General features: G+C 39.6%; 15 protein-coding genes, 1 tRNA gene, 1 pseudogene and 1 riboswitch. Of the genes and pseudogenes, 13 read left to right on the plus strand and 4 right to left on the minus strand.

Annotated features, from left to right (window positions below; translation table 11 throughout):
* From SORDD24_RS11765 to SORDD24_RS07715, 3 genes are all read left to right on the plus strand, one after another.
* Positions 1-827: pneumococcal-type histidine triad protein (locus SORDD24_RS11765; protein WP_231082704.1), on the plus strand; the 827-nt coding region annotated here is incomplete at its 5' end.
* Positions 828-1,023: 196 nt separating this feature from the next.
* Positions 1,024-1,941, plus strand: coding sequence for a metal ABC transporter solute-binding protein, Zn/Mn family (locus tag SORDD24_RS07710; protein WP_061409276.1), 918 nt, complete (start codon positions 1,024-1,026; stop codon positions 1,939-1,941).
* A 13-nt stretch (positions 1,942-1,954) separates the two neighbouring features.
* Complete coding sequence (locus SORDD24_RS07715; RefSeq protein WP_061409279.1) at positions 1,955-5,002, plus strand: pneumococcal-type histidine triad protein; 3,048 nt, start codon at positions 1,955-1,957, stop codon at positions 5,000-5,002.
* Positions 5,003-5,038: 36 nt separating this feature from the next.
* On the opposite strand, the gene pepT is transcribed toward SORDD24_RS07715, so the two are convergent.
* The gene (pepT, locus tag SORDD24_RS07720; protein WP_061409282.1) at positions 5,039-6,262 is read right to left on the minus strand and encodes a peptidase T; all 1,224 of its coding nucleotides are present in this window, start codon (positions 6,260-6,262) and stop codon (positions 5,039-5,041) included.
* Between the two features lie 356 nt (positions 6,263-6,618).
* Here pepT and pitA point away from each other — a divergent pair, with 356 nt between their 5' ends.
* The 6 genes from pitA to hemH all read left to right on the plus strand — a co-directional run bounded on the left by pitA (position 6,619) and on the right by hemH (position 14,170).
* Positions 6,619-9,213 carry a PI-2 pilus tip adhesin PitA gene (gene pitA, locus SORDD24_RS07725; protein WP_061409285.1) on the plus strand — a complete coding sequence of 865 codons (2,595 nt, stop codon included), beginning with the start codon at positions 6,619-6,621 and terminating at the stop codon, positions 9,211-9,213.
* Positions 9,213-9,764 carry a PI-2 pilus system signal peptidase SipA gene (gene sipA / locus SORDD24_RS07730; protein WP_061409288.1) on the plus strand — a complete coding sequence of 184 codons (552 nt, stop codon included), beginning with the start codon at positions 9,213-9,215 and terminating at the stop codon, positions 9,762-9,764. The genes pitA and sipA overlap by 1 nt, the downstream gene beginning before the upstream one ends.
* The gene (locus SORDD24_RS07735) at positions 9,764-11,035 is read left to right on the plus strand and encodes a DUF7601 domain-containing protein (protein WP_061409291.1); all 1,272 of its coding nucleotides are present in this window, start codon (positions 9,764-9,766) and stop codon (positions 11,033-11,035) included. The genes sipA and SORDD24_RS07735 overlap by 1 nt, the downstream gene beginning before the upstream one ends.
* A gap of 16 nt (positions 11,036-11,051) precedes the next feature.
* Positions 11,052-12,050 carry a PI-2 pilus system class B sortase SrtG1 gene (srtB, locus tag SORDD24_RS07740; protein WP_061409294.1) on the plus strand — a complete coding sequence of 333 codons (999 nt, stop codon included), beginning with the start codon at positions 11,052-11,054 and terminating at the stop codon, positions 12,048-12,050.
* 81 nt (positions 12,051-12,131) lie between these two features.
* Positions 12,132-12,998, plus strand: a complete 867-nt coding sequence (gene srtB, locus SORDD24_RS07745; protein WP_419579784.1) for a PI-2 pilus system class B sortase SrtG2 — start codon at positions 12,132-12,134, stop codon at positions 12,996-12,998.
* Positions 12,999-13,075: 77 nt separating this feature from the next.
* On the plus strand, positions 13,076-14,170 hold the full coding sequence (gene hemH / locus SORDD24_RS07750; protein WP_061409297.1) for a ferrochelatase: 1,095 nt from the start codon (positions 13,076-13,078) through the stop codon (positions 14,168-14,170).
* Between the two features lie 41 nt (positions 14,171-14,211).
* Here the strand turns inward: hemH and mscL are convergent.
* Positions 14,212-14,593 (minus strand): annotated as a pseudogene (gene mscL / locus SORDD24_RS07755) (large conductance mechanosensitive channel protein MscL).
* A 63-nt stretch (positions 14,594-14,656) separates the two neighbouring features.
* Positions 14,657-15,109 (minus strand): GtrA family protein, encoded by a 453-nt coding sequence (locus SORDD24_RS07760; RefSeq protein ID WP_061409555.1) that lies wholly within the window; start codon positions 15,107-15,109, stop codon positions 14,657-14,659.
* A 28-nt stretch (positions 15,110-15,137) separates the two neighbouring features.
* A riboswitch (PreQ1 riboswitch) is annotated at positions 15,138-15,234 on the plus strand.
* On the opposite strand from SORDD24_RS07760, the gene SORDD24_RS07765 reads away from it, so the two are divergent.
* The 4 genes from SORDD24_RS07765 (at position 15,232) to dapA (ending at position 18,322) form a co-directional block, all read left to right on the plus strand.
* Positions 15,232-15,741 carry a QueT transporter family protein gene (locus tag SORDD24_RS07765; RefSeq protein WP_061409300.1) on the plus strand — a complete coding sequence of 170 codons (510 nt, stop codon included), beginning with the start codon at positions 15,232-15,234 and terminating at the stop codon, positions 15,739-15,741. (Overlaps the previous riboswitch by 3 nt.)
* 105 nt (positions 15,742-15,846) lie before the next feature.
* Positions 15,847-15,919 (plus strand) — tRNA-Thr (locus tag SORDD24_RS07770).
* Positions 15,920-16,258: 339 nt separating this feature from the next.
* The gene (locus tag SORDD24_RS07775) at positions 16,259-17,335 is read left to right on the plus strand and encodes an aspartate-semialdehyde dehydrogenase (protein ID WP_061409303.1); all 1,077 of its coding nucleotides are present in this window, start codon (positions 16,259-16,261) and stop codon (positions 17,333-17,335) included.
* A gap of 51 nt (positions 17,336-17,386) precedes the next feature.
* Entirely contained in the window at positions 17,387-18,322 is a 936-nt protein-coding gene (gene dapA, locus SORDD24_RS07780; protein WP_061409306.1) for a 4-hydroxy-tetrahydrodipicolinate synthase, read from the plus strand.
* Positions 18,323-18,366: 44 nt separating this feature from the next.
* On the opposite strand, the gene mnmE is transcribed toward dapA, so the two are convergent.
* Positions 18,367-19,322 (minus strand): tRNA uridine-5-carboxymethylaminomethyl(34) synthesis GTPase MnmE (mnmE, locus tag SORDD24_RS07785; RefSeq protein ID WP_061409310.1); only part of this gene is annotated, 956 nt, incomplete at its 5' end.

Consider the following 19,322-nt stretch of genomic DNA (forward strand, 5'->3'; position numbering starts at 1 on the left):
GGGATGCCTATGTAACTCCGCATATGACCCATAGCCATTGGATTAAGAAAGATAGTTTGTCTGAAGCCGAAAGAGCGGCAGCCCAGGCTTATGCTAAAGAGAAAGGTTTGACTCCTCCTTCAACAGACCATCAGAATCCAGGAAATACGGAGGCTAAAGGAGCAGAAGCTATCTACAACCGCGTGAAAGCAGCCAAGAAAGTGCCGCTTGATCGTATGCCTTACAATCTCCAACATACTGTGGAAGTCAAAAACGGAAGCTTGATTATTCCTCATTATGACCATTACCATAACATCAAATTTGAGTGGTTTGACGAAGGTCTTTATGAGGCTCCTAAGGGCTATACTTTAGAGGACCTCTTTGCGACTGTGAAGTACTATGTTGAACATCCAAACGAACGTCCACATTCAGATAGTGGTTGGGGAAATACAAGTGACCATGTTCAAAGAAACCAAAATGGTCAAGCTGATAACAATCATACGGAAAAACCATCAGTAGAGAAACCTCGGACAGAAAAACCTGAGGAAGAAAAACCTCGCGAAGAGAAACCTCAGAGTGAGAAACCAGAGTCTCCAAAACCAACTGAGGAGCCAGAAAAAGAATCGCCAGAGGAACAAGAAGAACCTCAGGTTGAAACTGAAAAGGTTGAAGAAAAAGTGAGAGAGGCTGAAGATTTACTTGGGAAAATCCAGGATCCAATTATCAAGTCTAATGCCAAAGAAACTCTCACAGGATTAAAGAATAACTTGCTATTTGGCGCCCAAGACAACAATACTATTATGGCAGAAGCTGAAAAATTATTGGCTTTGTTAAGGGAGAGTAAGTAGTCGTAGCAACATTTTCTAACTCCTAAAAACAGGATAGGAGAGCTAGAAAAGATAAAATCGAAAAATGAGAGCAGAATATGAGTTCTAGTTCTCATTTTTTTCATGAAAACGTGCAAAATAACTTGACATATAATGTAAATAAAGATAAACTATTTACTAGTTAATTAAATGGTTAAATACTAGTTAAGGAGTAATGATGAAAAAAAGAACGATCCTATTATTGATGGCCAGTTTGTTGGCTCTTGTCTTAGGAGCATGTAGTCAAAAAGAAAAACAAGAAGCAAAAGGGATGAAGATTGTAACGAGTTTTTACCCAGTCTATGCCATGGTCAAAGAGGTATCAGGTAACTTGAATGATGTTCGGATGATTCAGTCAAGTAGTGGAATTCACTCATATGAACCTTCAGCGAATGACATTGCTGCCATTTATGATGCGGATGTTTTTGTCTACCACTCGCATACACTGGAGTCTTGGGCGGGAAGTCTGGATCCAAATTTGAAAAAATCAAAAGTTAAAGTTTTAGAAGCCTCTGAAGGGATGACCTTGGAACGTGTACCAGGTTTAGAAGATGTAGAAGCTGGTGATGGTATTGATGAAAAAACACTTTACGACCCTCACACTTGGTTAGATCCTGAAAAAGCAGGCGAAGAAGCGCAGATTATTGCGGATAAACTTTCGGAGCTTGATAGTGCCAATAAGGAAACTTATCAAAAAAATGCCAAAGCCTTTATCTCTAAAGCTCAAGAATTAAGCAAGAAATACCAGCCTATTTTTGAAAAAGCGAGTCAAAAGACTTTTGTTACGCAACACACAGCCTTTTCTTATCTTGCTAAACGGTTTGGATTGAAACAACTCGGTATAGCAGGAATTTCTCCTGAACAAGAGCCAAGTCCTAGACAACTAACAGAAATCCAAGAATTTGTCAAAACCTATAAGGTCAAAACCATCTTTACTGAGAGCAATGCTTCTTCTAAAGTTGCTGAAACCTTGGTCAAATCAACAGGGGTTAGTCTGAAAACACTGAATCCTTTGGAAGCAGACCCCGAAAATGACAAAACTTACTTAGAAAATCTAGAAGAAAATATGAAAGTTCTTGCAGAAGAATTAAAATGAGGAGATGATGAAAATGAAGAAAAAGTATCTTGTGGCGGGATCGGCTTTAGTCCTTTCCCTAAGTCTTTGCATCTATGCACTGAACCAACACCAGGTAGAAGGAAACAAAGATAATAACCGTGTGTCTTATGTCGATGGGAAACAAGACTCTCAAAAAACAGAGACTCAGACACCCGATCAAGTTAGCAAAAAGGAAGATATTCAGGCAGAACAAATTGTCGTGAAAATTACCGATCAAGGTTATGTGACTTCACACGGTGATCATTTCCATTATTACAATGGTAAAGTTCCTTTTGACGCGATTTTCAGTGAAGAACTGTTGATGAAAGATGCCAATTATCAACTCAAAGACGCTGATATTGTCAATGAAATCAAAGGTGGCTACATTATCAAGGTGGATGGTAAGTATTATGTTTACCTTAAGGATGCGGCACATGCTGATAACGTTCGTACAAAGGACGAAATTGAACGCCAAAAACAAGGTCATACTCACGATGCACCAACTTCTAACAGTGCAGTGACCCTTGCACAATCACAAGGACGCTATACTACCGATGATGGATACATCTTTAATCCATCTGATATTATAGAGGATACTGGTGATGCTTATATTGTTCCTCACGGTGGACATTACCACTACATTCCAAAGAGTTCCTTGTCTGCTAGCGAATTAGCAGCTGCTCAAGCCTACCTATCTGGAACTAGAAAACAACCGAGTGTGACTGACTATCGTCCAAGTCAAAATGGAACCAGTCAAACTACTAATCCTAGTCAACAAACAGAAACACCAAGCAAACCAGAAGAGAGCCTTCAGAGTCTATTGCAGCAACTCTATGCTCTTCCAAGTAAGCAACGTTATGCAGAATCAGATGGCTTGATTTTTGACCCTGCTAAGATTTCAAGCAGAACACCAAGTGGCGTAGCGATTCCTCATGGAAATCATTATCATTTCATTCCGTATACAAAGCTTTCTGCCTTGGAAGAAAAGATTGCACGAATGATTCCACTTGCTAGTGACAGTGGGAAACCAGCACCTTTGGAAAAACCAAGCAAACCAGTAGAACATCCTGATCAGCAAGGCCATCATCATGACCAAGACGGTAACCATGGAAGTCAGGGGACCAACCATGAAGATCATGACCACGATGGAGAGAACCATGACCATCATCATGACGAAGAACATGATCATGACTTTGCAGCTGAACGCGTTATCAGTGAGGATGAGCAAGGTTTTGTAGTTTCTCACGGAGATCACGCTCATTATTTCTTTAAGAAGGATTTGACTGATGCTCAAATTAAAGCTGCCCAAAACCACTTGAAAGAAAATCATCAGTCTGAGCCTGTTCAACCACTTGCCAAGACTGTGGAAAGTTTCTCAAGAGATGCTAGCGATGAAGAAAAAATCAAGTATATCTCACAGACCTACGGAGTACCGCTCGAAGCGATTCGTATTTCAAATGGATTCTTTGTCTTTGGAAACCCGGATCAAGCCTATGATCCTACTCATATTCACCCGTATGCTGTTCGTAAGGAACGTGTTCGTATTCCGCTGCAGACAGGTGACCCTGAACTTGATTTCTTAAATGAACTTTTTACAACTGCTTTACGTGACAATGTATCTCCTTATAGTTTGCAAGTTGAGAATGGTAGCTTTGTCATTCCTCACGGTGATCACAATCACTACATTAAGGTTCAGACAAAGGGATATGAAGTAGCCTTGAAAAACAAGATTCCTACCTTACAATCAAGCTATCAGCTTGGAGCTTTTGACGAGCAGACTGTTCTTTCAAAAGTTGATCAACTGTTAGCAGATAGTAGAAGTCTCTACAAAGACCAACCTATCATGCAGAGACGGGTTGAACTTGCTTTGGGGCAATTTACTGAAAACATGAAAAAACTGGCGACCAACTCAACTGCTGGTTACCTAGCAGCCTTGGATCTCTTTGATAAGCAATATATCCATGTGGATCAAAGTGTTTCTCCAGTTGAAACATCACCTTTGGACAAGAAATACCAAGCCCTTGTAGATAAGATCAATACACTGGATACAGATACTTATGGTTTGCCTAAGAAGGATCTCTTGCTTCATTTGCAGGATGCGAAGTTAGCACAAGATGAGACAGAGTTGGATGCGATTGAAGCGAAACTGCAAGCCTTGCAAGATTTCCGCGATCGTACAGGGGTTACAACAGTAGAGTACATCAAGTATTTCTATGAACATGTATCTGATGGTCGTTTGAGAGAAGAACTTCGAAACCGTGTTGCCAAGCTGACTTGGGAACTTTACCAGTCACAATCTTTCCTCAAAGCAACCGACTTGAACAAGTTATTCCCAACTATTTACCAAACTAAGCTAGAAGTAGAAGAAGCTCTCAAAGAAGAACCTGTTTCTACAAAAGCAGGCAAAACCATTCTGGATACGGAAAAAGTGGACAGTCAAACTGCTAAGACAGCCATCTATGAATTCCTAAAAGAACTCTACGGTGATTTTATGCCAGAAGAGCGGGTTAGCCATGTCAAGAAGGAAGAAGTAGATGCTCTCCTATCAAAAGTCGTTCAACTTCTGGCGCGTGTCAAAGAAGACGGTGTCAAACAATCCCTAGCTGAAGAAGCAGCCAATATCAAAGCAGCCACAGAAAAAGAAAATGCAGACTTTGACGAAGCTAAAACACAACTTGAGGATCTTTTAAATCGCATTGCAGCGACTATCAAACGAGAAGAAAAAGAAGCAGAACAAGATCCACAAACGGTGATTATCTACCAAAAACTCTACAATGTCTTGCTCTCTCTTCACAAGTACTTAGAGGATAACAAAGGATCCGATGCTGACTTTGAACGTGTTGATGCCCTATTTGATCAACTAGCAGCTAAAAGCAGTGATAAAGAAGGTCTCCTCACTCTAGCTAAAGAAATCATTAGCTTGAACCAAGAACTTCGTTCAAAAGCAAGTGAAACTGACAGCCAATCTAAGTCTGAGAAAGGCAGTGAAACAACTGCTTCTCAATCAAATGAAAAACAAGCACAAAGTGAGTCTGAGCCAAGTGCTCAATCAAACGTATAAAAAGAAAGACGAAGTAGCTGAGCTACCTCGTCTTTTTTAGTCTTTATAAGATACAATCCCAATGATGGTATCTACTGCGCGCTCCATAGTTTGAAGGCTGACGTATTCAAAACGTCCATGCATGTTTTCACCACCTGCAAAGATATTAGGAGTTGGGATTCCCATAAAGGAAATCTTAGACCCATCAGTCCCACCGCGAATTGGCTCGATAATTGGCGTGATTCCTAGATCTTCCATAACGGCTTTGGCAATGGTAACGGGCGTCATATCTTTCTCGATGACTTCTTTCATATTGTAGTACTGGTCAGTGAAGTTTAAGGTAACACGATTACTACCAAGCTCTTGATTCATCTTATCAGCGATGTCCTGCATGGCTTCCTTACGAGCTTCAAAGGCATCTTTTTCAAAGTCTCGAATGATATAGCTTGCACGCGCCTCCTCTACACTACCTGACACATCCATGAGATGATAGAAACCTTGGTAACCATCTGTCAGTTCAGGACGATCATTCCCAGGAAGTTGATTATGAAAATCAATCGCTAGCTGAAGGGCATTGACCATCTGACCTTTAGCAGTACCAGGGTGAACATTGCGCCCTTGGAAATGGAGTTCAGCAGCAGCTGCTGAAAAAGTTTCGTACTGAAGTTCACCTAGTGGGCCACCATCAACGGTATAGGCAAAGTCAACGTCAAAATCTTCTGCATCAAACTTGTTAGCTCCAACACCAATTTCTTCATCTGGTCCAAAACCAACACGAATCTCACAGTGTTTGATTTCGGGATGAGCAGTCAGATATTCAATAGCAGTCATAATCTCAGCAATACCTGATTTGTCATCGGCGCCCAGCAAGGTCGTGCCGTCAGTTGTGATAAGCGTTTGGCCATGATATTTTTCAAGACTCTTGAAGTCAGAAGGATCTAGTTTAAAACCAGAAGAACCTAAGTCGATGACTCCACCATCATAGTTTTCGATAACTTGCGGCTTCACACCTTCTGCATTAAAATCAGCAGTATCCATATGGGAGATGAAGCCAATTTTGCGAGTGAGCTTTGGATCATTAGCTGGTAAGGTTCCAATAGCAAAACCATTTGGTAAGTAGTAGACATTTTGCAAACCAACACGTTTCATTTCAGGAATAAGAACGTTGGTCGCAAAATCTACCTGGCTTTGCGTACTTGGAGTAGTAGTAGAGTGTTCGTCAGATCGCGTATTGACCTTGACATAGGTCAAAAACCGTTCTAAAAGGTTCGGGTAATTCATAAAAACTCCTTTATTTCTCATAAAATAAAGCATACTATTCAGGAAAAAACGATTATGAAATTTCATGAATTTTGAAAAAATATAATAATTCAAATTCAATAGACTTTTAAATGAAATTTTGGACATTCTAGAGTAAAATATATGCATTGATATTTTATGAGATTTTTTTATTCTTTTTTCATTTTACCATAGAATAGTTTGAAAGACAAAGAAGAATCATACTCTTTTATTAATTGATATAATATAAAATTAATCATATTAATTGACACTGCGTGAACTTTATTGTACAATTATCTTGTAAATGTCCTAGATTGATATAGTAACAATATTAGTACATTCTAGTTAAGGAGAATAAAATGAACATTCGCTTCGATTTTAAGAAAGTTCAAATTATTGCGCGCCGTTTAGTTACACTGTTAGCTATTCTCTTTTTGTGTGCTCCGATAAGTCTGTTAAATGCGGATTCTACCATAGAACCCCAGACAAGTCTTCATAAAACAATTACCCCGATATCAGGACAAGAAGACAAGTATGAGTTGTCCTTGGATATTACTTCCAAGCTTGGAACGGAGACCCAGTCAGAACCCCTAGATGTTGTTTTGGTAGCCGACCTTTCTGGAAGTATGAATAAAAGAGATGTTCCTTCTTCTACTGGCCGAACAATTACAAGATTGGATGCTTTAAAAAATACCCTTAAAGGAACTCGAGATCGTCAGGGCTTAATTGATACGATTTTATCCAATTCAAATAATCGATTGTCCATGGTAGGTTTTGGTGGAAAAATCGATAATAAGTTTGCGGAACAAGCATGGAATTCCTACTACAGAAAATGGGAGTGGGGGTATCGGTATTGGCCGTATGAAGAGAGAACAGCATTTTATGATGGTGTATCCCCATGGGATGATGCGGATACAATTTTAAATTGGAATAACGATGCTAGTGGTTCAAAGACTGCGGTCAGTAATATGAGAATTGCTGGTGGTCAATCAATAGGGACTGAATCAGGAATCGGTACAGGAACCAATATTAGCGCGGGTATTCGTATTGCCAATCAATTGATAGATAGTGCAAGACCAAATGCAAAGAAGGTTGTTATTGTTCTATCAGATGGTTTTGCCAATATGTATTACAACGACAGTGGTTATACTGTTTATAACTATAATAATCAAGATGGATCAGAAACGGCGCCTGAATGGTTCTGGAATAATTTAGATGTATCTATCAATAATCTAGCCTATAGTCTTGCTCCAAAACTTGATGGTTTTTATTCCATTAAATTTCGTTATTCAAACAATGTCGACAGTATTACTAGTCTGCAGTATTATATCAGGTACCACAATTCTTCCATTCCTAATGAAATCCTATCCGCAAACAATGAAGACCAGTTACGGGACAGTTTTAAAGATATCACTGATAAGATTCTGCCACTGGGAATTCACCACGTGACCATCAAGGATGTTCTTTCTAAGTATGTCCAGCTATTACCAAACGGATCCTCAGAGTTTCGTGTCGTTAAAGAGAAAGATGGTAGCAGTGAAACATTAAGCAAAGAGCAAGTAACTTTTGAAACCAAGACAAGCTCAGAAGGTTTAGTGGAGGTTACGGCTAATTTTTCTCCTAATTATTCCTTGGAAGATGGCGCTAGATATGTCCTAAAATTTAAAGTTACATCTAGTCAAGAAGCTCTAGATGCTATCGCTGGTGATAAGAAGATAGAGGCTGGTGATGCTGAGGGGGCTGATGTCAATAAACTCTATTCCAATAAAGGTGCCAGTATCACATATTCCTATGGAATAGGCACCTCTCAAACCAAGACCAAAGATTACTCTGACAAACCAACCTTCAAGCCTTCGGATCCATTAACGGTTCCAGTGGAAGTTGAATGGCAGGGTGTAACGGGTGTGAGAACAGTTATAACAGCTAATCAACCAAGTAATGTTGAACTCAAATTGGTTCAAAAGAACAAGAACGGAGGTTCTGATAATCAGGACTATCGAAAGACTAATGTAAATGTTAGAACAAATATCTTTAATGAAACGAGAAACTTTGAAAAAGTTGCTAAAGGATATCAATACGATTTAATAGCACCTGATGTTCCCGCATTTACTAAAGAAATAAAAAATGTTGGTACAGAATCTAACCCATCCTTTAAGGTAATCTATAAACAATTACCAAGTCTGACGATTAAGAAAGTGTTGGAAGCTGAAAGCAACTTGAACAAAGAGTTTAGGATTAAGGTAAAACTAACCTCTCCTGATTCTAAGCCATTGAATGGAACTTTCGGAGAGATAACTGTTGTGAAGGGTGAAGCAGAGATCCGTGTCGAAAAACGAAAGCGTTGGAAAGGTATTCTAAGCTATCTTCCTCGGGGAACCCATTACAAAGTTGAAGAAGAAGCGGCATCAACGAACGGTTACCACGTTACATATGAGAATCAAGAGGGGGATCTGAATAAAGACGAAACAAGCACTGTGACGAATCACAAGCTTCCAAGTTTATCCGTTACAAAAAAGGTTACGGGTGTATTTGCCAATCTATTAAAATCCTTCAAGATTACCATTAACATCAGGGATGCTCAGAATAGTCCACTGAATGGAACCTATAATGCAACGGTTAATAATAAAAGAACCCCTCTGCAATTTACGAATGGTCGAGCGTCTATTGATCTCAACAAAGATCAAACCATAAAAATTGATGGACTTCCACTCGATAGTCACTATACCGTAGAAGAGGAATCAAACTCTGCTCGTGGATATCAGGTTACCTATGAAAATCAAGAAGGCAAGCTTGATGGAGACAAGTCTGCGACAGTCACGAATAATAAGAATAGCGTACCTGAAACTGGAATTGACTTCCTCAGCAGTACACTCGTGTTAGGATTAATCCTTCCTCTAGGAGGAATCTTCTTTACAATCCTACTCGGATATCTAGTGGTACATAGGAGAAAATAATGCTACTTAAAAAGAAACATAAGAAAACAGTAACACAAGTCAATCGGGATAAGTCTCCGCCGAGTGTATGGGGAGATATCCTCTACTTAGTCAGTAAGCTTCTGATGGTTGGGTTTGTACTGGCCACCCTTTACTTTTTTGTCTTTGGGCTATTGAGATACAATGACGATGGCATGAAACCGGCCTTAAAAGATGGCGATTTGGTTGTCTATTATAGGCTTGATAAACGTTATTCGATTGGTGATCTGCTCGTCTATAGTTATAAGGGCAAGGAAAGAGTGGCCCGTGTCATTGCGACCGAAGGAAGTACGATCGATATAAACGAAAATGGTCTCATCATCAACGGTTCTCCTCAACAAGAGCAGGATATCTACAAAGAAACGCTGCTCTATAAGGAAGGGGTTACCTTCCCAATGAAAGTCCCAGCAGGACAACTCTTTGTCCTCGGAGACAATCGAACAACGGCTGTAGATAGCCGTGCTTTTGGAACCATTCCTATACAGGATACCCATGGCAAGGTAGTAACAGTCCTAAGACGACGGGGCTTTTGATGACAATTTATGAAAAAAGAAATTTAAAAATAAAAGGAATAATCATGAAAAAAACATTTTTTAAAAAATTAGTTACTGCAAGTATTGCAGCTGTAACCGCCTTGTCGGTCTTTAGAGGAGTGCCAACATTTGCGGATGAAAACTCTGATGCAACCGCAATATCAAATACAGAAACAGATGTACAAGTGTCCATTAACAAGGTGTTGAATATTGCGGAAGGAATCACTACACCTTATGCTCACTTTACCTTTACTTTCAAACCCAAAACTGGTAACTCGAATAACGGAGTGCCATATGAAACAGTCAATGCCACAAATGGTCAAATAGCAGATAAAACAGTAGATTATTCAGGAAAAGATGTTTTAGTAAATGGTGAAAAAAGTATTAAGAAAAATACTGGAAATATTTTTGCAAATGTGACCTACACACATGCTGGAGAATATGTTTACACTGTTGCTGAAAAACAAAATGAAGGTTGGAGAGCAATGCAAAAAGATGGTGTTGCAATTGACTCAATGACATTTGATAATCGTAGCTACGAAATGCATGTTATTGTAAAAAATAAAGTAATTAGTGGTAGTGGTGTGTACATATCTTCTGTATACTTTAAACAAGATACAACAGAGGCTACAGCTAAAGTGAAGCCATCTGAAAAAGGGATTATGTTTAAATATGATTTGTTTACAAATATCTATCGTAAAAATGCTGGTAAGATAACAGATCCTAACAATTCCTACCCTAACGATCCTCACCTTGGACATTATGATCCTAATGCTAAATCATTAGTAATTAAAAAAGTTTTGTCAGGTGCTACTGCAGATAAATCAAAAGATTTCACTTTCAAGCTTACTTTTACAAAAGCATCTACAGAAGATAAAACTTCTATTGTAGGAAAAATTGGTAATGAATCTAAAACATTTGAATATGGAAAAGAAACAACAATCACATTACGCCACGACCAATCCTTAGTATTTGACACTATTCCTGCAGGTACTCGTTATAAATTGGTTGAAACAGGATCTCAGGGATATACAGCTTCAGCTGCTTATTGGGAAAATGGAGTATCTAAAACTCAAACAGGCAGAATTTCAGCCGATTTCACCCAAAACAGCGTTCTTGTTGGTGAAAAAGTAAATAAAAACACAATCACCAATAGTGTTCAAGACGTTACCCCTACTGGTCTCTTGATTGACAACCTTCCTTTCATTTTGATGATTGGTCTTGGTTTGGCTGGATTTGTTGTTTTGTCTAAAAAACGCAGAGAAGCTTAAGCAAGTGGTTTGAACGATGAAAATCAAGCGTGAGAAACCAAAAAGGAGTTTGTCTAGGCGTCTGGTACTTGCTGTAGATGCGTTGATAAATCATATCTTGCTTCTCTTGGCAGCCTTAGTCTTTCTCTTTGGTTTCTACGCCCTTTGGGATTCCAATCAGGTCTATTCTCAGGCTTCGTCTAGTGAGTATGAAGCCTATAGACCAGTGAGTACCAGTGAGAAAGATGAGCTTGCTAGTTTTTCTGGCTTTCACAAGCTACAGCAAGTCAACCCAGAAGTCCTCGGTTGGATCAATGTCTATGGCACCAATATCGACTACCCCTTGGTCCAAGCCAAAGATAATGAAAAGTACCTGAACAAAGATTCCAAGGGAGAATTTGCAGCTACAGGAGCTATTTTCCTTGAGGCTCGAAATGAATCCAAGTTCGAAGACTTTAATACTATCATCTACGGACACCATGTAGAAAATGGGGTTATGTTTGGAGATGTAGCAAAGTTTTCTGATAAGGAGTTTTTTGACCAGCATCGCTACGGTAGTATTTACTATAATGGCGTTGAAAAAGGTCTTGAGATCTTTGAGATGCTCGAGGTGGACGCCTATGACTTTAACATCTACAATCCAGGTATTAATGGAGATGATCGGCGCCAAGAATATATCGATCACTTACTCTCGGTTGCCATCCACAAGCGGGATATTACACTGGGGCCGAATGACCATATCATCCTCCTCAGTACCTGTTTCCTAGACGTAACAAATGGGAGACATATCGTAGTTGCCAAGATTACGGATACGGTTCCAAAGAACACCTTCCATACGAAAAAATCAAAACCATTCCCTTACAGTGTCTTTGATGATTCGTCGCTCGGACGATTTCTCTCATCGATTCCTTTGTGGATATGGTACATCATCTTATTTATCTTGCTCTTGTTATTGATCTTCTTGCTCATCATCCTATACTTGATCCTGCGTCGTAGAAGAGAAGCAAAAGAAGGAGCAGATACCATTACTGACTAAACTACCAATAAAAGAGAAAGGGACAGCCTCTCTTGCTCTTTTATTTTCAAGGCTAGAAAGGAGAAAGAAGTGAATATTAAAATGTCTACGAGTCGCAAAGTCATAAAGGTCATTCTATCCCTCTTTTTAGCTTTTTTCTGTCTTTTTACCGGTGATAGTGTCCTTGCGAGCGACTACGATCACTATAATCCCATTGAAAAAGATGCCAGCAGTACGGATTTTGAAACCCTGCAGCACTTGAATAAGGATGTTTGTGGTTGGATTAGCCTTGATGGAACCAAGGTAGACTATCCCCTCTTGCAGAGTCAGGACAATGTCAAATACCTTGACCGCAATGCCTTTGGCGATTATACTGTATCAGGTTCTATATTCCTAGACTATCGTTTTAACCCCAACTTTACCGACTTTAACACCATCATATACGGTCACTCTATGGCCTCTGGTGCCATGTTTGGTGAGATACAAAAGTTTGCTAACCAAGAGTTTTTCGAAAATCACCGTTATGGCTCTATCTATTATAACGGTCGAGAACGTGGGCTTGAGATTTTTGGGATTTTAGAAGTAGATGCTTATGACACGGAGATTTACCGAACTTTAAGTTCCAACGATGAGGAACACCAGGCATACTATCAGTATCTGTTAAGCAAAGCCAAGTACAAGCGAGATGTTTCCTTGACTTCAACGGATAAGATTGTTTTATTAAGCACCTGTTTCCTTACTATTACCAACGGACGGCATATCCTCTTAGCTAAAATAACGGATGCACCAGCAAAAGTAGCGCAGGATAAGAGTGGGGAAGCAGTAGGAACACGGTATTTCGATCACGGAATTCCCAGTCATTGGATTTATATCCTAGCCTTTCTACTCCTGCTTATCGTCCTCTTACTTCTTATCCTCATCATCCTAATCATGAGACGAGATAAAAAGACTAAAGACAAAAAGAAATAGTAGACGTCGGAAGCGTTTACTATTTTCTTCTTTCATGATAGAATAGATAGTGAAAATAATAACATAAGGATGATAACATGAAAAAAGCCATATTAATGATGACCTTTGGATCTCCAGAGGAGATTAGTTTTGAAGGAGTAGCAGAATTCTTTACAAACATTCGTCGTGGAGTTAGACCCCAAGATCACGAGATTCAGACTCTCTATGACAACTATGTCCTTATCGGTGGGACGCCCTTGCAGCGGATTACACGTGAGGAGGTTGATTTAGTCAAGGAACGTTTAGGCGAGGAGTACGGTATCTACTTTGCCAACAAATTTTCTCACCCCTTTATCCCAGACGTCATCCAACAGATGGAGACTGATGGTGTTGAAGAATGTATCTGCTTGATTTTGGAACCTCATTATTCCTTTTACTCAGTCATGGGGTATGAAAAGTTTCTGGAAAGCCAGCAGATTCGATTTTTAGTTATTAAGGACTGGTATCAACAACAGGCTTTGCTGGACTTCTGGACAGATGAGATTAGCAAAATTTTACGGAATCATGTGGGAGAAGAATCTTTCAAGGTAATCTTTTCAGCACACAGTGTTCCCATTTTTGCCTTAGACTATGGAGATCCTTATATCGACCAGATTTTCGATAATAGCAAGCTAATCGCTGAACAACTCGGTCTAATGAAAGATCAGTATACCAATACTTGGCAGAGCGAAAGCGATATTGGAATCCCTTGGATCAAGCCAGATGTCTTAGAGTATTTACGAGAACAAAAGCAACATCCCGAGCATTATATTTTTATCCCGATTAGTTTTATCAGTGAGCACATCGAAGTCTTGTTTGACAACGATGTAGAATGTTATGAGTTGTGTCAAGAATTAGGTGTCACCTATCATCGCCCACCTATGCCCAATACGGATAGCCGTTTAATTGACGCTTTAGTTGCTACTGTAAGAGCCAATGAACACAAAGAATTCAAAGCTTTTCTCCCAGAAGAAGAAACCTTTGATGAGTTAGCTCCTTCGGCAACTACCAAGGACATCATGGAGGAGACAGACGACCTTCAGATGCCAGAATTTGTCAAAAAACTCATTGAGAAAAAAGGTCGTGAAAATGTGAAGATGCCTTACTTGATTAAGAAAATGCTCGAAAAGGCTGGAAAGTTACCAAAAGAGTAAAGAAAAAAGGATTTAGCTTTAAGCTAGATCCTTTATTTGTCTTATTTTTTCTCAAGAAGAGCTTTGATTTCTTGAAGAACTTCGAGTTCAGTTGGAGCAGCAGGAGCTTCCTCAACCACTTCCTCTTTCTTACGAAGATTTTGAGCTTTTTCAATACCTTTGATAACAAAGAAGAGAACTGTACCCACAACGAGGAAGTTGATAACAGCGCTCAAGAAGCTACCATAACCAACACCATTCCATGAAAGTTCAGCGATACGTTCAACGTTCGCAGCTTTCAAAGCTGGGTTCAAGAGAAGTGGAGTGATGATATCATTAACAAATGTAAGTAACGATAGCACCAAATGCAGAGGCAATGATCACACCGACAGCGAGGTCAACAACATTACCACGAAGCAAAAATGCTTTAAGATCCTTTAACATTTTCATAAATTCCTTTCCAAAATTTCATTCTTATTATACCCTAAAATCGAACGAATTGCAAGATTAATGTTTTAGAGAAGAATTAGTCTTTTTAAAAATATAGATTTTACTGAGAATATAGTTTAAAATAATAATCAATATCTGTGCTAATATGGTCTCAATAGTATTAACTTTATCTATATTATATTCAACAAACTGACCAATAACATCAGGAAAGGTTGTAACAAAGATATAAGTTAAAAGAAGGTCCAGGCCAAGAGTAGAGAGACGGGCTAAGGAAAATTTAACTAGTCGAATTGGCCAATTCTTCCTCTCTTGTTTAAAAACAAATGTATCATTTGTGATAAAGGCAAAAAGAATACCGATAATATTCGCCAGTGCAGTTGCTAGGATTTCCTGATGACTGATATGGTAGATAGCTAAACGTGATAAAATAGATACTAAAGTACTAGCACCACCAAAAAATAGATAAGAGAGGATTTCGCTATCAAAAAAAGTTTTTATTAGTTTTTTCATGATTTTAGTATAGCATAAAGTCATATATTGTGCTATACTGGTAAGGTTGATTCACTCAACCCTTGGTGCTTAGCTTCTTTCACCAAGCATATTTTACGCGGGAAACCGCCAAAGGAGAAAACATGAAAAATTTAACTGTTCGTGACATGGCAGATATTGCCATTGTTGCTGCTATCTATGTGGTTTTGACCATTACCCCACCACTAAATGCTATTAGCTTCGGTGCTTACCAGTTCCGTATTTCTGAGATGATGAATTTTTTGGCTTTTTACAATCCTAAATATATCATCGGTGTGACGATTGGTTGTATGATTGCTAATTTCTTTAGTTTTGGCCTAATTGATGTCTTTGTCGGCGGGGGATCTACCCTAGTTTTCCTTAGTCTAGGTGTTTGGCTCTTTAGCAAGTATAAGAAAGACTATTTGTTCAATGGTTTGATTCGAAAAGATCATTTCTTATTTTCAATCCTATTCTCTATTTCAATGATTACCATTGCAGCAGAACTTCATATCGTTGCTGAAGCTCCATTCTTCTTTACTTGGTTTTCTACAGGGATTGGAGAGTTTGCATCGCTTATCGTTGGTGCAATCCTAATCGGAAAATTGGGACAGCGAATCGATTTAACAAAATAAGAAGTTTATAAGCTAGATTCTTGATAAATCTAGCTTTTTTCATTCCAGAAAATTAAAAGAGAGCGCTTGACAAGAGCATAGAACTATAGTATACTTTTTAGGTAAGCTGATTTAGCTCAGTTGGCAGAGCGCATCCATGGTAAGGATGAGGTCGCCGGTTCAATCCCGGCAATTAGCATTATTTAGACAGGAAAACTCTTTTTATTCGAGAGTTTTTTATATTTACCCCGCATTAGCCTTGACATAGTCAGCAAAGCATAGTAGAATTAAACTTGCGATGAGTCGATAGGTAGTCTTCGGACTACTATTGAGCATAAGGAGGTCATAACGCAGGAGCGGACCTTGATGAGTTGTGTGAACCTGCTCATCACATGAAGATGCCTCTTAGTCCCTAGTCAATGACTAGGGATTTTTTATTTTCAGAAAATATAACCCAAAAATGCTTTTCAATTTTTAGAAAAAGTAGTATAATACATCTATTATAGAAATTTTTAGAAAATTCCGAAAGAGGTTATTTATGGGATATACAGTTGCTGTAGTCGGCGCGACAGGTGCTGTCGGAGCTCAGATGATAAAAATGTTGGAAGAATCATCACTTCCTATTGATAAAATTCGTTACCTTGCTTCTGCACGTTCAGCTGGTAAGACTTTGAAATTTAAAGATCAGGAGATTACGATTGAGGAAACAACTGAAACAGCCTTTGAGGGTGTTGATATTGCTCTCTTCTCAGCTGGTGGTTCGACATCTGCTAAGTATGCTCCCTACGCAGTTAAGGCTGGTGCTGTAGTGGTTGATAACACATCTTACTTCCGTCAAAATCCAGATGTACCATTGGTTGTCCCAGAAGTAAATGCTCATGCCTTGGATGCCCACAATGGAATCATTGCCTGCCCGAACTGTTCAACAATCCAAATGATGGTGGCTCTTGAGCCTGTTCGTCAAAAATGGGGCTTGGACCGTATCATCGTTTCAACTTACCAAGCGGTTTCAGGTGCTGGTATGGGAGCGATTCTTGAAACACAACGTGAACTTCGTGAAGTCTTGAATGACGGTGTGAATCCACGTGATTTGCAAGCGGAAATCTTGCCTTCAGGTGGTGATAAGAAACACTATCCAATCGCCTTCAATGCTCTTCCTCAGATCGACTTGTTCACAGACAATGATTACACTTACGAAGAGATGAAGATGACAAAGGAAACCAAGAAAATCATGGAAGATGATAGCATCGCAGTGTCTGCAACATGTGTTCGTATTCCAGTCTTGTCAGCTCACTCTGAGTCTGTTTACATCGAAACAAAAGAAGTTGCGCCAATCGAAGAAGTGAAAGCAGCTATCTCAGCCTTCCCAGGTGCAGTTTTGGAGGATGATGTGGCTAACCAAGTTTACCCACAAGCCATCAATGCTGTTGGCTCACGAGATACCTTTGTCGGTCGTATCCGTAAGGACTTGGATGCTGAAAAAGGAATTCACATGTGGGTTGTTTCAGATAACCTCCTCAAAGGTGCTGCTTGGAACTCTGTACAGATCGCAGAAACGCTTCATGAGCGTGGTTTGGTCCGTCCAACAGCTGAGCTGAAATTTGAATTGAAATAATGGTTTAGGAGTTCGAATGAACTCCTTCTTTGAAATAGAGAGGTGTTTCTCATGTCTTACCAAGATCTAAAAGAATGTAAAATCATTACTGCCTTCATCACTCCTTTCCATGAAGATGGCTCCATCAACTTTGATGCCATTCCAGCCCTTATAGAGCATTTGTTGGATCACCATACAGATGGGATTTTGCTGGCTGGAACGACTGCTGAAAGTCCAACCTTGACCCACGATGAAGAGTTGGAACTCTTTGCTGCTGTACAAAAGGTTGTCAAGGGACGTGTTCCTTTGATTGCGGGTGTAGGTACCAATGACACACGTGACTCGATCGAATTTGTCAAAGAAGTAGCAGAATTTGGTGGTTTTGCAGCTGGGCTTGCAATCGTACCTTACTATAACAAACCTTCTCAAGAAGGGATGTATCAGCATTTCAAGGCGATTGCTGATGCCTCAGATTTGCCGATTATCATTTATAACATTCCAGGGCGTGTGGTTGTCGAATTGACTCCTGAGACTATGCTTCGTTTGGCTGACCACCCAAATATCATCGGTGTTAAAGAATGTACCAGCTTGGCAAATATGGCTTATTTGATTGAGCATAAGCCAGAGGGATTCTTGATTTATACAGGTGAGGACGGAGATGCTTTTCATGCTATGAATCTTGGTGCAGATGGAGTTATTTCTGTTGCCTCTCATACAAATGGAGATGAAATGCACGAAATGTTTACTGCTATTGCAGAAAGTGATATGAAGAAAGCCGCAGCTATTCAGCGTCAGTTCATTCCTAAGGTAAACGCCCTCTTCTCTTATCCAAGTCCTGCACCTGTCAAGGCAGTTTTGAACTACATGGGATTTGAGGCTGGACCAACTCGTCTACCTCTCGTTCCAGCACCAGAAGAAGATGCCAAACGCATTATCAAGGTTGTTGTAGATGGTGACTACGAAGCTACAAAGGCAACTGTAACAGGTGTCTTAAGACCAGATTACTAATAAAGACAATAAAATCCATGACCGCAAGAACGATCATGGATTTCTTATTTTCCTAAACAGAATTGGCTAAAGAGTTGGGTGATGAGTTCATCTGGAGCAGCATCCCCAGTGATTTCTCCGAGAATTTCCCAAGTACGAGTTAAGTCAACTTGAAGCAAGTCAACTGGCATCCCCAGTTCCAGGCCTTCATTAACTGCTTGTAGGCTTTCAACTGCTTTTTCAATCAAGGAAATATGACGGGCATTTGACAAGTAAGTGGCGTCTTGCTCAACTAGACCAGCATTTTCAAAGAAGAGGTTGTTGATTCTATCTTCAATCTTATCGATATTTTGATTTTTAAGGACTGAAATGCGAATGACATCTTCTGGTAGTTCCGAAGTTTCAATTGCTTCAGGCAGGTCAGTTTTGTTAAGCAGAATGATTCGATTAGTATCCTGACTGATTTCTAAGAGTTGTCTGTCTTGTGCTGTTAGTGGTTCACTAGCATTTAGCACCAGTAGAACTAAGTCAGCTTCCTTGAGGGCTTTTTTGGAACGCTCAACACCGATTTGTTCCACGATGTCATCTGTTTCCCTGATACCAGCTGTATCAATCAATTTAAGAGGAACACCATTGATGTTGACGTATTCTTCGATGACATCTCGAGTAGTACCAGCGATATCAGTCACGATAGCCTTGTCTTCACGCAAGAGGTTGTTGAGAAGGCTGGATTTTCCAACGTTGGGACGGCCGATGATAGCTGTTGAAATTCCTTCACGAAGGATTTTACCGCGACGAGCTGTTTTAAGGAGATTGGTCAAGAGTTGTTCAAACTCCTTAGTTTTCTCACGGACAACTGCAGTAGTGGCTTCTTCAACATCGTCGTACTCAGGATAGTCAATATTGACCTCAACTTGGGCAAGCGTATTGAGGATTTCTTGCCGAGTATTGTTAATAAGATCAGAAAGGGAACCGTCCAATTGTTTGACTGCAATATTCATGGCCTTATCTGTCTTGGCAC

The sequence above is a fragment of the Streptococcus oralis genome, from assembly GCF_001579175.1.
GTDB lineage: Bacteria > Bacillota > Bacilli > Lactobacillales > Streptococcaceae > Streptococcus > Streptococcus oralis_O.